Annotated in this window: 15 protein-coding genes; 8 read left to right on the top strand and 7 right to left on the bottom strand. The window is 69.5% G+C overall.

Annotation, left to right across the window (positions count from 1 at the left end; all coding sequences use genetic code 11):
• Nucleotides 1-24: 24 nt before the first annotated feature.
• Together AC1RRR_RS16120 and AC1RRR_RS16115 are read right to left on the bottom strand one after the other, a co-directional pair.
• Complete coding sequence (locus AC1RRR_RS16120) at nucleotides 25-360, bottom strand: addiction module antidote protein (protein WP_492814614.1); 336 nt, start codon at nucleotides 358-360, stop codon at nucleotides 25-27.
• Nucleotides 357-692 carry a type II toxin-antitoxin system RelE/ParE family toxin gene (locus AC1RRR_RS16115; RefSeq protein ID WP_492814612.1) on the bottom strand — a complete coding sequence of 112 codons (336 nt, stop codon included), beginning with the start codon at nucleotides 690-692 and terminating at the stop codon, nucleotides 357-359. Before AC1RRR_RS16115 ends, AC1RRR_RS16120 begins: the two co-directional genes overlap by 4 nt.
• Before the next feature lie 219 nt (nucleotides 693-911).
• Here AC1RRR_RS16115 and AC1RRR_RS16110 point away from each other — a divergent pair, with 219 nt between their 5' ends.
• The 6 genes from AC1RRR_RS16110 (at nucleotide 912) to AC1RRR_RS16085 (ending at nucleotide 7,806) form a co-directional block, all read left to right on the top strand.
• Nucleotides 912-1,910 (top strand): alpha/beta hydrolase family protein, encoded by a 999-nt coding sequence (locus AC1RRR_RS16110; RefSeq protein WP_492814610.1) that lies wholly within the window; start codon nucleotides 912-914, stop codon nucleotides 1,908-1,910.
• A gap of 56 nt (nucleotides 1,911-1,966) precedes the next feature.
• The gene (gene fliI / locus AC1RRR_RS16105; protein WP_492814609.1) at nucleotides 1,967-3,301 is read left to right on the top strand and encodes a flagellar protein export ATPase FliI; all 1,335 of its coding nucleotides are present in this window, start codon (nucleotides 1,967-1,969) and stop codon (nucleotides 3,299-3,301) included.
• Nucleotides 3,301-3,720, top strand: coding sequence for a flagellar export protein FliJ (locus AC1RRR_RS16100; protein WP_454714246.1), 420 nt, complete (start codon nucleotides 3,301-3,303; stop codon nucleotides 3,718-3,720). Before fliI ends, AC1RRR_RS16100 begins: the two co-directional genes overlap by 1 nt.
• A 4-nt stretch (nucleotides 3,721-3,724) precedes the next feature.
• The gene (locus AC1RRR_RS16095; RefSeq protein WP_492814606.1) at nucleotides 3,725-4,792 is read left to right on the top strand and encodes an endo-1,4-beta-xylanase; all 1,068 of its coding nucleotides are present in this window, start codon (nucleotides 3,725-3,727) and stop codon (nucleotides 4,790-4,792) included.
• Between the two features lie 154 nt (nucleotides 4,793-4,946).
• Nucleotides 4,947-7,025: a hybrid sensor histidine kinase/response regulator gene (locus AC1RRR_RS16090; RefSeq protein WP_492814605.1), complete on the top strand. Its 2,079-nt coding sequence runs from the start codon at nucleotides 4,947-4,949 to the stop codon at nucleotides 7,023-7,025.
• 274 nt (nucleotides 7,026-7,299) lie between these two features.
• Nucleotides 7,300-7,806, top strand: coding sequence for a VOC family protein (locus AC1RRR_RS16085; protein WP_492814604.1), 507 nt, complete (start codon nucleotides 7,300-7,302; stop codon nucleotides 7,804-7,806).
• On the opposite strand, the gene AC1RRR_RS16080 is transcribed toward AC1RRR_RS16085, so the two are convergent.
• The 5 genes from AC1RRR_RS16080 to AC1RRR_RS16060 form a co-directional block, all read right to left on the bottom strand.
• On the bottom strand, nucleotides 7,803-7,931 hold the full coding sequence (locus AC1RRR_RS16080; protein WP_492815266.1) for a hypothetical protein: 129 nt from the start codon (nucleotides 7,929-7,931) through the stop codon (nucleotides 7,803-7,805). The genes AC1RRR_RS16085 and AC1RRR_RS16080 overlap by 4 nt on opposite strands.
• The gene (locus AC1RRR_RS16075; protein ID WP_492814602.1) at nucleotides 7,921-8,958 is read right to left on the bottom strand and encodes an NAD(P)H-dependent flavin oxidoreductase; all 1,038 of its coding nucleotides are present in this window, start codon (nucleotides 8,956-8,958) and stop codon (nucleotides 7,921-7,923) included. Before AC1RRR_RS16075 ends, AC1RRR_RS16080 begins: the two co-directional genes overlap by 11 nt.
• A 66-nt stretch (nucleotides 8,959-9,024) precedes the next feature.
• A complete protein-coding gene (locus AC1RRR_RS16070; protein ID WP_492814600.1) occupies nucleotides 9,025-9,264 on the bottom strand; it encodes a tautomerase family protein in 240 nt (79 codons plus the stop codon).
• 4 nt (nucleotides 9,265-9,268) lie between these two features.
• Nucleotides 9,269-9,979, bottom strand: coding sequence for an SDR family NAD(P)-dependent oxidoreductase (locus AC1RRR_RS16065; RefSeq protein WP_492814598.1), 711 nt, complete (start codon nucleotides 9,977-9,979; stop codon nucleotides 9,269-9,271).
• Between the two features lie 88 nt (nucleotides 9,980-10,067).
• A complete protein-coding gene (locus AC1RRR_RS16060) occupies nucleotides 10,068-11,012 on the bottom strand; it encodes a LysR family transcriptional regulator (RefSeq protein WP_492814596.1) in 945 nt (314 codons plus the stop codon).
• A 145-nt stretch (nucleotides 11,013-11,157) separates the two neighbouring features.
• Here AC1RRR_RS16060 and AC1RRR_RS16055 point away from each other — a divergent pair, with 145 nt between their 5' ends.
• Nucleotides 11,158-11,532, top strand: a complete 375-nt coding sequence (locus AC1RRR_RS16055) for a BlaI/MecI/CopY family transcriptional regulator (RefSeq protein ID WP_454714238.1) — start codon at nucleotides 11,158-11,160, stop codon at nucleotides 11,530-11,532.
• Nucleotides 11,529-13,211, top strand: a complete 1,683-nt coding sequence (locus AC1RRR_RS16050) for a M56 family metallopeptidase (RefSeq protein ID WP_492814593.1) — start codon at nucleotides 11,529-11,531, stop codon at nucleotides 13,209-13,211. The genes AC1RRR_RS16055 and AC1RRR_RS16050 overlap by 4 nt, the downstream gene beginning before the upstream one ends.
• Nucleotides 13,212-13,320 lie beyond the last annotated feature (109 nt).

The raw sequence follows: 13,320 nt of genomic DNA, 5'->3' as shown, positions 1-13,320 counted from the left end.
GCCGTTATGCGGAGTCGCCAGGGGTCAGGCGGCAGCCTCGGCGCCCTCTTCGTCAGTATCGCCCTCGGCCGTCTCGCCAGCCTTGGCCACGGTCAGCTTCAGTCCCAGAGCCTGGATCACCCGCAGCACGGTATCGAACCGAGGCGACGCGCCATCTTTCAGGGCCTTGTAGAGGCTCTCGCGCCCAAGACCGGCCTTCTGGGCGACCTCGGTCATGCCTTTCACACGAGCGGCAACGGACAGAGCGTCGAGGATGACGCCGGTATGGCCACTCTCCAGGCAGTCGGTGAGGAAGATGACAAGGTCCTCGTCGCTCTTGAGATAGTTGGCCGGATCGAAGCGTCGCAACTCTAACGTCATGGGCCTTCTCCGAAGATCCGCAGCGACTTCAGATCGCTCGCCTGGAGCGTTTCCGCCATCGCCTTGGCGCGTTCGATGTCCGCTGTCTGCGAACCCTTGTCACCGCCCGAGAGCAGCACCACCACGAGCTCGCCTCGCCGGACGAAGTAGATGCGATAGCCCGGACCAGCGTGGATACGCAGTTCACTGACGCCGCCGCCAACAGACCTCGCATCACCAAACAGGCCGCGCTGAAGACGGTGCAGACGACCGACGATCAGATTGAGCGCCCTTCTGTCTCGCAGAGCGCCTAGCCAATCGACGAAGGTCTTGGTTTCCAGAACATCGACCATTGGAAATGTATCCTACTAGATACACCAGAGCAAGGCGGAGACACATCGGGTCAGTGCACAACTCCGAATGGAACATAACAAGAACATAACTTCCACGACAACCGCAAGCGCTGCCCATCCGCCCGCCCACGAACCCGTTCGCCCATTCGCGCAGGAGCGCTGGCAGCGGCGGAAACACGGCTTCACAGCGGCCTCATCGTCACTCGCTGAAGGACCGCCATGTCGCTCCGCCATTTCTTCGCCGCCGCCCTGCTCGCGGCCACCGTCAGCTCCCCCGCCCTCGCCGCCAATGCCGGCTTCATGGTGCTGCAGGAGCCTCGCCCGAACGCGCCGCCGGTCGAGGTCGGGGTCTGGTATCCCACCGACGCCGCGCCCAGCTTCATGGCCTTGGGCGGCTGGGGCCATACGGTCGCGGCCGGTGCGCCGATCGTTGGCGAGCGTCTGCCGCTGATCGTCATGTCGCACGGCAATGGCGGCTTCTTCGGCGGTCATGCCGACACCGCCCAGGCGCTGGCCGAGGCCGGCTTCGTCGTGGCCGCCCTCACCCACCCCGGCGACAACTACAAGGACCAGAGCCGCGCCACCGCCATGGCCGACCGCCCGGCCGCGCTGTCGGACCTGATCGGCTGGATGCTGGACGCCTCGCCGTTGAAGGCCGGGATTGATCCGGAACGTGTCGGGGCGTTCGGCTTCTCATCCGGCGGCTTCACCGTTCTGGCGGCGGCCGGGGGCGAGCCGGACATGGGCCGCGTGCCCAGCCACTGCAAAGCCCATCCGAGCAACTACGACTGCAAGCTGACCGCCGAACACCCAATCCCGGCCGACATCCTGACCGCCAAGTGGGCGCATGACGCCCGTATCAAGGCCGTGGTCTCGGCCGCCCCCGCCCTGGGTTTCACGTTCGGCAAGGACGGGCTGAAGGGGATCAAGGCTCCGCTGCAGCTATGGAAGGCCAGCGACGACGAGGTGCTGCCCGGCGACGACTACGCCGAGTTCGTCCACAGGACCCTGAACCGGCCGCACGACTACCACGTCGTCAAAGGGGCGCGGCACTTCGACTTCCTGACGCCGTGCACCAGCACGAAGGGCGTCGAGATCCTGTGCGCCAGCGCTCCCGGCTTCGACCGCGTCGCTTTCCACAGGGACTTCAACGCGGCGGTGACCCGGTTCTTCACCGACCAATTGGTCGCACCGGTGAAGTCGCCCGCCCGCCCGTAATTTCACACCTGATTAACCACGATGGTCGAGTCTGCGCGTGCTGTTTAGGAGCCGTCTTGCGTAGCCTCATCGCCGCCGTTGAACGTATCGACCCGCTGACCATCTACGGCCGCGTGGCCGCCGTGAACGGCCTGCTGATCGAGGTGCGCGGCGGCCTGACCCGGCTGTCGGTCGGCGCCCGTGTCGAGATCGAGCGCCTGGGCCAAAAGCCCCTGCCGGCCGAGGTCGTCGGTTTCCGCGAGGCCCGCGCCCTGCTGATGCCCTTCGGCCCCGTCGAAGGCGTCGGCCCGGGCGCGGAGATCCGCGTCATGCCGGAAGGCGCCGTGGTCCGTCCGACCAAGGCCTGGCTGGGCCGCATCATCAACGCCTTCGGCGAGCCGATCGACGGCCTTGGTCCGCTGCCCCAGGGCGAGATCCCCTATCCCTTGAAGACCTCGCCGCCGCCGGCTCACGCTCGCGGCCGGGTGGGCGAGCGCCTGGACCTGGGCGTGCGCTCGATGAACGTCTTCACCACCACCTGTCGCGGCCAGCGCCTGGGCATCTTCGCCGGCTCGGGCGTCGGTAAGTCCGTGCTGCTGTCGATGCTGGCCAAGGAAGCCACCTGCGACGCCGTCGTCGTCGGCCTGATCGGCGAACGGGGCCGCGAGGTCCGCGAGTTCGTGGAAGAGACCCTGGGCGAAGAGGGCCTGCGCCGCGCCGTCGTCGTCGTGGCCACCTCGGACGAGCCCGCCCTGACCCGTCGCCAGGCCGCCTACATGACCCTGGCGATCAGCGAGTACATGCGCGACCAGGACCAGGAAGTCCTGTGCCTGATGGACTCGGTCACCCGCTTCGCCATGGCCCAGCGCGAGATCGGCCTGGCCGCCGGCGAGCCGCCGACCACCAAGGGCTACACGCCCACCGTCTTCACCGAGCTGCCCAAGCTGCTGGAACGCGCCGGTCCCGGCCCGATCCGTCCGGACGGCACCACGGCAGCTCCCATCACCGCCCTCTTCACCGTGCTGGTGGACGGCGACGACCACAACGAGCCGATCGCCGACGCCACGCGCGGTATCCTGGACGGCCACATCGTCATGGAGCGCGCCATCGCCGAGCGCGGCCGCTTCCCGGCGATCAATGTCCTGAAGTCGATCAGCCGGACCATGCCGGGCTGCCAGCACCCGCACGAGCGCGACATCGTCAAGGGCGCGCGCCAGGTCATGGCCGCCTACGCCAACATGGAAGAACTGATCCGCATCGGCGCTTACCGCGCCGGGGCCGACCCGACGGTCGACCGCGCGATCCGCCTGAACCCCGCAATCGAAGCCTTCCTTAGCCAGGATAAGGAAGAAGCAACCTCTCTGGACGACTCTTTCGGTCATCTGGGGCAGATCCTGGCGAGTGAGTACTGATGACCAAGTGGGCCGCCTCGCTGATCCGCATCTCGAACCACGAGGTCGAGACGCTGCAAAAACGCCTCGCCGAGATCAACGAGCGCCGCATGGCGGCCGAACTGCGCGTCACCATGCTGGACGCCGAAGCCGAAGCCGAAGCCAAGAACGCCGAGGGCGACGCGTCGGCCGGCTGGTACATGATCGGCTACCGCGAGGGCTATAAGCGCCGCCGCGCCGACATGCTTGTCCAGATCGACCAGTGCCAGGCCGAGGAAGTCGGCGCCCGCGACGCCCTCTCGGAAGCCTTCGAGAACCTCAAGAAGTACGAACACGTCGCCGAGCAGGCCAAGGTGCTGGCGGCCAAGAAGCTGGGCCAGTTCGAAGCCGCCCAGATGGACGAGGTCAGCATCCGCCGCGCCGCCATGGGCGGTCGGTAAGACCGTGCAGCGGCTCACGCGCCGCTCCGCGATCGCTTCCGCGCTCGCCCTCTCCGCTTGCAGCCAAGGCGCCAAGGGCCAGCCGGCCGTGACGCCGCCCCCGCCGCTGCGGACCCTGACGCCCTTCCCGATCGGCTGCTGCGTGCAGGAACGCTGGCTGCACGAGCCCGAATACATGGACCTGCTGGGCGAGCAGTTCTCCCAACTCACCGCCGAGTGGGAGATGAAGATGGAATACATCCTGCGCGAGGATGGCGGCTTCCAGTTCGACCGGCCCGACAGCATCGCCTCGTTCGCCAAGGCCCGCGACATGGCCCTGCACGGCCACTCGCTGATCTGGTTCGCCAACGAGAACGACGCCTTCAAGCGCCTGGACGGCCGGGGCAAGCCGTTCGCTGACGCCTATCGCAACTACATCCTGGCGGTCGTCGGACGCTATCGCGGCCAGGCCCGCAGCTGGGACGTGGTCAACGAGCCGGTCGCCGACGACGGCGACCATCTCCGCGAAAGCCTGTGGTCACGCAATCTGGGCGCGGACGACCATATCGCCCTGGCGCTGGAGCACGCCCACGAGGCCGATCCGAACGCGGTGCTGTTCCTCAACGACTACCATCTGGAACTAAAGCCCAACAAACGCGCCACCTTCATGCGGCTGATCGAGCGCCTCCTGAAGCGCGGCGCGCCGCTCAGCGGCATCGGCACCCAGACCCACATCGACTACGACCTGCCGGCCGGCGCGGTCGAAGCCGCGCTCAAGGACCTGGCCAGCTTCGGCCTGCCGATCCACCTGTCCGAGCTCGATATCTCGCTGGGCGACCACTACGTCCCGGCCATCCCCGGCGACCGGATCAAGCGCCAGGTCGCCAAATACGCCGAGGTCGCGGAAGCCTTCATGGCCCTCCCCGCCCGCCAACGCTTCGCCTTCACCATCTGGGGCCTGCGCGACGACAACACCTGGCTGCGTGGCGACTCCGGCCAACGCCCGAAGGACCAGCCGCTGCTGTTCGACGAAGCGGGCAAGGCGAAGGCGACGTGCCGGGCGCTGGCGGACGTGTTTGGGCGGCGGGCTTAAGGTCCTCTTCACCCTCACTAGGTGCAGCTTTGCACAGTCAGCAAAGCCTTGCAGCGCCCAAGATCGCGCCTGTGCTCGCCTTAACGAAACACCGACGTTTTGCGACGCATAGTCGCATCCTTCGAACATCGGGGAGAGGTGGGGCGAAGTGAGTGTGGGCGTACAGCGGGGGACTGCGTTTCAGGGGTCGGCCAAGCCGGTCGCCCTGATCTGCGCCTATGTCGCCGGGCTCGCCTACAGCCTGTTCCTGGCCGGCGCCACGCACAACATCCCGACGATCTGGACGGCCAACGCGGTCGCCATCGCCGCCTTCATGGTCCTGAACCGGCGCCAGGCGCTGACCTTCATGGTCGCCACCGGCGTGCTGCACATCGTGCTGGAGCTGCTGATCGGCGCGCCGCTGCGCTTCGTGCTGATCGTGACGGTGCTGGACACGATCCAGACCGCCGGCACCGCCGCCCTGCTGCGCTGGATGCGCGTGCCGACCCGGGTGCGGGGCCCGCGCAGCCTGTTCCAGGTCATCATCGTGGCCTCGCTGGTGACGGCGATCGGCGCGATCCTGGTCCACGGCGTGCTGGCCGCCAGCCGTGGCGGGCCCTTCTTCCGTGGCTGGGAGGACTGGACGGCGTCCAACGTGCTGGGCGTGGCCGTCATCCTGCCCGTGATCCTGATCCTGACCGACCATCGCCACCGAGAAGGCTTCCACGTCCGCCCGCTGGAGGCCGCCGCCACCTTGATGCTGGTGATCGGGGCCTCGTCCTGGGTGTTCGTCAATGACGCCAGCCTGCAGGTGCTGCTGTTCGCCCCCGCCCTGCTGGCCGCGTTCCGAGGCGGGCCGCGCGCCGTGGCGGTGATCGTCACCACCTCGCTGGCCGTGGCCATTCCGGCCGTCCTTCACCGCACTGGCATCGACATCAAGGTCGCCCTGGGTCCGCTGCGCCACGCCCTGCTGTTCCACGTCGTGCTGTACGCCGTCAGCTTCGTCGCCGCCCTGGCCCTGAGCCGCCAGGCGCGCCTGCAGGCCCTGCTGCTGCGCCGCCAGGCCGCCGCCCGCGCCGCCCAGGCCCGCGCCCAGGCCGCCAGCCAGGCCAAGTCCGACTTCCTGGCCACGATCAGCCACGAGATCCGCACGCCGCTCAACAGCATCCTGGGTTTCGCCTCGCTGGTCGCCGACGACCCGCAGCTGTCGCCCGAGAACCGCCGCCGCCTGGACCTGGTCGGCCGCGCCGGCCGCTCGCTGGCCGAGATCGTCGGCGATCTGCTGGACTTCGCCAAGGTCGAGGCCGGGCGCCTGGACCTGACCCTGACCCCTGCCTCGCCGTCGGCCCTGCTGCGCGACGCCGTCGCCATCATCGCCCCCGAGGCCGCCGCCAAGGGCCTGTATCTGCGCACCGTCTGCGAGGCCTCGGGCAAGGCCGACGTCGACCAGCCCCTGTCGCTGGACGAGACCCGCCTGCGCCAGGTGCTGCTGAACCTGCTGGCCAACGCCCTGAAGTTCACCTCGGAGGGCGGCGTCACCGTGCGCCTGACCGCTGGTCCCGCGCCGGGCGTGCTGCGGTTCGAGGTGATCGACACCGGCATCGGCATCGCGCCCGAGGTGCAGGCCCGCCTGTTCCAGCGCTTCAGCCAGGCCGACAGCTCGATCAGCCGCAGCTATGGCGGCACCGGCCTGGGCCTGGCGATCAGCAAGGCCCTGGTCAGCCGCATGGGCGGCGCGATCGGCGTCGAGAGCCAGCTGGGCCAAGGCGCGCGCTTCTGGATCACCCTGGCCGCCGAGCCGGCCGTCCTGCCGCTGGCCTCCGACGGCCCCGCCCCCATCGCCCCAGAGCGCGCGGCCCGCGTGCTGCTGGTCGACGACCACCCGATGAACCGCGAGCTGGGCAAGGCCCTGCTGACCCTGGCCGGCTGCGAGGTGGTCACCGCCGACGACGGCCATCAGGCGCTGGACGCGGTGCAGTCGGGCGACTTCGACCTCGTCTTGATGGACGTCCACATGCCAGAGATGGACGGCCTGGCCGCCACTCGCGCCATCCGCGCCCTGCCCGCTCCGATCGGGGCCATCCCGATCGTCGCGCTCAGCGCCGACGTCCTGCCCGAGCAGATCGCCCGCTGCCGCGCCGCCGGCATGGACGACCACGTGGCCAAGCCGATCCGCCGCGAAGAGCTGATCGCGACGGTCGCGCGCGCTCTGGAAGCCGCGCCGGACAGCCGCTCAGACGTCGCCCGGGCGTAACTTCCGTCGCCTGGTCTCGTCGGCGGCCGCCCCTGTCGCGGTGTCCGAGACGTGGAGCGAAGGCGAGGACTACCCATCGCCCTGTCGCGCCTCGCAGGGTTAAATCCATCTCATGACAATCTTGTAAGTTGAGACTTACTTCGGCCGCCCGTACACCGCGCGGCCTCGGCGAAGTAACGCCGTTCGTTTTTCCATCATCAGCGTATCTGGACCGCGCGCGACGGCTGTTGCGCGCCGCGCGGACGGTTGCGCCAGCACACAGAGCAGCACTCCAATGATCCACCACCTGTCCGTCAGCGCCGCCGATCCTCAAGGCGCGGGCCAATTCTTCGCCGACATCATGGGCGGCGTCGTCGTCGACTTCCCGCCCAATCCCGGCAGCGTCATGGTGTTCAAGGCCGACGGCATGGGCACCGCCATCGAGATCTATCCGGCCGGCACCGTCATGGTCCCCAACGGCGAGCCGGGCACGGTCTTCGTGCGCCAGCCGGACGGCAGCGATCGCCGCTCGCCGACCCACTTCGCCCTCAGCGTCTCGATGTCCCGCGAGGACGTCATGGCCAAGGCCGCGGCCAAGGGCTGGGAGACCTATGTCTGCGACCGCGGCGGCCACTTCCACGTCATCGAGGTGTGGATCGAGAACACCTGGCTGGTCGAGATCCTGCCGCTGGACTTCGCCGCCGAGTACCTGACCTTCGCCGGCGCGGTGACGGAGATGGCCGATCCGAACCAGGCGCTGGTCGACCACCAGCCGCAGGCGCGTACTCTCGAAAACGCCTAGCTCTCATGTGTCATCCCGGACGGCGTAGCCGATCCGGGACCCAGGGGCCGGCGCACTGCGGTTACCCCTGGGTCCCGGCTCTCCGCTTCGCTGCGGCCGGGATGACACCATGGGCTAGAGCCCAGCCAATACCCGCGTCAGCGCGGCCGAGCTCATCGGCTGGCTGGCGCGGAACGCCTGGCCGGCCCACAGCGAGCTGAAATCGCCGCGACCGGTGGCTTCGGCGGCTTTGCGGAGGGGCAGCACGGCCGCCCCTGCGGTCGGGAAGGCCGGGGCGAGGTCAGACAGCGGGCCGACTTCGGCCATTAGCCGGTTGACGATGCCGCGTGCGGGGCGGCCGGTGAAGAGGTTGGTCACGGCGGTGACTTCCTCGGCGGACTTCAGGGCTTCTCGATAGACGTCCGAGATCGCCGCTTCGGGCGTCAGCAGATAGGCCGTGCCGACTTGCGCCGCCTCAGCCCCCAGCGCGAAAGCCGCCAGCACCCCGCGCCGGTCGGCGATGCCGCCGGCCGCGATCACCGGGACCGAGACCGCATCAACGATCCTCGGCACTAGCGAGAAGGTCCCGACCTGCTGGCTCATGTCGCCCGTCAGGAAATTGCCGCGATGGCCGCCGGCGTCGAAGCCCATGGCGATCACCGCATCGACGCCCCGCGCCTCCAGCCACTGAGCTTCGGCCACCGTCGTCGCCGACGAGATGACCTTGGCGCCGGTGCGCCGGACCCGCTCGACCAGCTCCGGCGACGGCAGACCGAAGTGGAAGCTGACCACCTCGGGGCGATAGTCCTCGACCACCTTGGCGAAGGCGTCGTTGAACGGCGCGCGGCCGGCGGCGGGGATCGGTTGGTCGGGATCGAGGCCCTCCTCGACATAGTAGGGCCGCAGCCGCTCGCGCCATGCCGCCTGGGCGGCCGGGTCGTCGGCCGGGTTCTGGTGGCTGAAGAAGTTGACGTTGATCGGCTTCTTCGTGCCCGCCCGCACCGTGTCCAGCGCCGCCCGCAGCTGCTCTTCGGAATAGAGCGCGCTGGGCAGGGAGCCGAGACCCCCTGCATTGCTGGCGGCGATGACCATCTCCGGCGAGGTCGCCCCGGCCATCGGGGCCTGGATGATCGGCAGGTCGATACCGAACAGGTCGAGCACGCGGTTGGACATGGCGGAACCTCCTCCAAGCGTTTTCAGACGAAGTGGGAACCGGTTCGTCGTCAGAAAACGCGCTAGCTAGAATGCCTCGCCGGCGGCGACGCGCCGGCGATATTCGGGCACAGGCATGCCGCCCCAGCCCCAGTTCTCCAGCTCGACCTCCTGGATGACCACGAACGTCGAGTCCAGCGGCTTGCCCAGCACGTCCAGCAACAGCTGGCTGACGCCGGCGATGAGTTGGGCCTTCTCGTCCGCCGTGACGGCCGAGCGGCCGGGGGCGGAGCCTTCGCGGGTAACCTGGATGTTGACCATCGGCATGACTTTAGTGCCCCGCGCTCTGGCCGCCGTCGACGTGCAGGATTTCGCCCGTCACGAAGCCGGCGGTTTCCAGATAAAGCACGGCCTCGACCACGTCGCGGATCTCGCCCAGGCGACCCACCGGATGCAGGCCGGCCAGGAAGGCGTGGGTCTCGGGCGCGTGCATCGGGGTCTTGATCACGCCGGGCGAGACGGCGTTGACCCGCACACCCTTGTTGGCGAACTCGATGGCCAGCGACTTGGTCGCCGAGTTGATGCCGCCCTTGGTCAGGCTGGCCAGCACCGAGGGCACGTCGGCCAGGGCGTGGTCGGTCAGGGTGGTGGTGATGCTGACGATGTGTCCCGCGCCCTGCTTCAGCATTTGGGCCGAGGCGCGCTGGGTGATGTGGAAGAAGCCGGCCAGGTTGGTGGCGATCTTGGTCTGGAAGTCTTCTTCGGTGTAGGCCGTGAACGGCTTGGCCATGAAGATCCCGGCGTTGTTGACCAGGGTGTCGACGCGGCCGAAGCGCGCCAGGGCTTCGGTGACCACCCGCTCGGCGGTGGCCGGATCGCCGATGTCGCCGGCGACGGCCAGGATGTCCGGGTCGCTGCCCTGCTTGATCGATCGCGAGGTGGCGACCACGCGGTAATCGCGGTCGCGATAGGCCTTGACCAGCGCCTCGCCGATGCCTTGCGAGGCCCCGGTGACGATGGCGACTTTCCGTTCGTTGCTCATGACTGCCTCCTTGGCGTTGTCCATGAGCAGCAATGTCGGATCGATCGTTGATCGGGTGAATGGACGCTGATTGGCAGTCAGTCTTCCGTCAAACGGCGGAATGACTCAGCACCTCGGAGTCCGCCGACAGCCGCGCGAAGATCGCCCGCAGCCGAGGCGCGGCGAAGTCGATGAAGGCGCGGACCTTGGGCGTGGCGGTGCGGCCCTGAGGCGTCAGCAGATGCACCGGCAGCGGAGCTGGCTCGGCGTCGCGCAGGACGATCCGCAGGCTCCCGTCCAGCACCCGCTCGGCCACATGATAGGTATAGAGCCGCGTCACGCCCCGCCCCTCGACCGCCGAGGCCAGGGCCGCGCGCACGCTGTTGACCACCAGGCGCGGCTTGAAATGCACCGCGCGGGCGATGGTCTGGCCCGGCGCCGGCGGGAACACCCAGGTGTCGTGGCCAAAGTGGGTGGTGGTGACGACCTGGTGCTTGGCCAAATCCGCCGGCTCGACGATGCGCGGATGCTGATCCAGATAGCGCGGCGCCCCGACGATCACCCGCCGCACGTCTCCGCCCACTCGCGTGGCCACCAGCGACGAGTCCGGCAGCTGGCCCACCCGCAGGGCGACGTCAAAGCCCTCCTCGACCAGGTTGGTGTGGCGGTCGAGCAGGACCAGATTCACCGACACGGCCGGATAGGCGTCGAGATACGCATCGACGATCGGCCGCAGCACGTCCTCGCCGCTGATCGGCGGGGCGGTGATGGTCAGCATGCCGCGCGGGGCCGAGCGCTCGCCCAGGGCCGCCAGATCGGCCTCCTCCAGGTCGGTCAGGATGCGGCGACAGGCGGCGGCGTAGCGGTCGCCGGCCTCCGACAGCCGCAGCGAGCGGGTCGTGCGATGCAACAGCTCGGCCCCGACATGCTGCTCCAGGAAGGCGATGGCGCGGCTGACGGCGGCCGGTGAGCGGTTCAGCCGGCGGCCAGCCCCGGCCAGGCTGCCCTCGTCCAGGGCGGCCACGAACACCCGCATCGCCTCGATCCGATCCACCCAGTCCGCCGCTTTCCGCAAGAATGAAGGCCTGAAGCGGCAGCCTACCGCCGCCGACCAGCGCAATCCACGCATTACGCCGAGTTCACTTCCATCGCTACAGACGTAGCGCTACACCTGTAGCGAAGAGAGATCGGAACGCGCCATGATCGACGCCCTGCCCAGACGCGAACGCGAGGTCTTCGAGACCCTGTGCCGGCTCGAGGCCGGCACGACCGCCGAGGTGCGGGGCGCGCTGTCGGATCCGCTCAGCGACAGCGCCGTGCGCACCATGCTCTCGCGGCTGGAGGCCAAGGGCCTGGTCGAGCGGGCCAGCGGCCCCGACGGCGTGCGCTTCAGCCCCGTGCAGGAGACCGAGACGGTGGCCGTCAGCGCCCTGCGGCGGGTGATCGACACCTTCTTCGCCGGCTCGGCCGCCAGCGCCGCCACGGCCCTGCTGGGCATGGGCGAGCGCCTGACCCCGCAAGAGGCCGCGGCCCTGGAAGCCCTCATCGACGAACGCGTGGAGGATAAGGCGTGACCTGGATCCTGCTGATCTCGCTGCTGGTCAAATCCAGCCTGGTCGCCGGCGCGGGCCTGGCCTGCTCCCGCCACATGACCCGCCGCCCGGTCGAGCGTGTCGACATCCTGCGCGGCACGGTCTGCCTGCTGCTGGCCCTGCCGGCGATCATGAACATGCTGCCGCCGCTGGAACTTGCCCTGCTGCCGCCGCTGCCGGCCGAGCCGGTCGTGCTGCCGCCCGTCACGGGCGAGGCGCCGACCCAGCTGGATCCCAATCCCTGGTGGATGTCGCCCGGCGCGATCACCGGCGGCCTGTGGCTGCTGGGCGCGGCGCTGATCGGCGGCCGCTTGGCCGTGGGCCTCAACACCTTGGAGCGCTGGACCCGCAAGGGCGCGCCGGTCACCGATCCCGCCTGGCTGGCCCCGATCGAGAATCTCTCGCCCGCCGACCGTCCGGGCCTGGTGGCCAGCGACCGCGTCACCGGCCCGCTCAGCTGGGGCGTCGCGCCCGGCGCCATCCTGCTGGATCCCGCTACCTTGGCCGAGCCTCGCTCCGCGCCCGCCATCATGGCGCACGAGTTGGCCCACCTGCGCCGCCACGACTGGATCTTCCTGATCCTGTCGCGCCTGGCCTTGGCCATCTTCTGGTTCAACCCGCTGGTCTGGCGCCTGCACGCGGTGCTGGCCGAGCGCACCGAGGAAGCGGCCGACGCCGCCGCCGTCGGCAGCGTGGACCGCACCCTCTACGCCCGCACCCTGGTGCGCCTGGCCGCCTCTCCCGTCCCGCACGGCGCTACTGCGATGGCCGCCGACGCCAAGACGCTCAAGACAAGGATCGCCTGCCTGATGACCGACACGCCCGACCGCCGCCGTCCGCTGACCGTGGGCCTCACCGTCGCCGCCCTGGCGATCGTCGCCACCCCGCTGGCCGCCTTCGGCCTGAGCCGCCAGGTCGCCCCGGTCCCGCCCGTGCCGCCGACGCCGCCGGCCGCTGTCGCCGAACAGGCGCCGCCGGCGCCGCCCGCGCCTCCCGCCGCGCCCGCCGAAGCCGCCCCGCCCGCGCCCGAAGCCCCGCCCGCTCCGCCGGCTCCGCCCGCGCCGCCGGCCAAGGGCTGGAACTTCGCCTTCTCGCACCGCTGGCTGAGCGACGCCGACATCAAGGCCATCGAGGAAGCCCGCCAACAGGCCGAGCACGCCCGCGCCGAGGCCGAACTGGCCCGCCTCAGCGCCGAGGACATGCGCCGTATCTCCGAAGACGCCCGCCGCGAGGTCGAGGCCCATCGCGGCGAGATCGAAGCCGCCGCCCGCATCGCCGCCGACCAGGCCCGCCTCTCGGCCGAAGACGCCCGCCGCATCAGTGACCAGGCCCGCCGGGCCGGCGAGGACGCCCGCCGCGCGGGTGAGGAAGCCCGCCGTAACGGCGAACGCATCCGCGTCCAGGCCATGCAGGTGGCCCGCGTCGAGATGACCAAGGGCGTGGGTCAAATGCGCTCGGGCGCCCGCCAGATGCGCGAGGAAGCCTCCCGCCTGCGCGACCCCGCCTACCGCGCCAAACAGATCGCCGAGAACCGCGCCCGCGGCAACCGCGAGGTCACCGACGAGGAACTGCTGGAGGTCGCCCGCAAGCTGCCGGGCCAGGCGGATGACCTGGAACGTCAGGCCGAAAAGCTGGCGGAGAAGGTGCGGGATATGAGCTGAGGAGCCCCTGACGCGAAAACAGAAACGCCCCGGTCCTTTGATCGGGGCGTTTTCTTTTGCGCCGCAAAGGCCAAGCTTGTTTCGCTAAAAAGCTCGCGATGGTAGCGTC

This window comes from Caulobacter sp. GW821-FHT12D05 (genome assembly GCF_058807295.1).
The sequence above is the reverse complement of the archived record's forward strand: the minus strand, read 5'-3'. Positions and strand labels throughout refer to the sequence as shown.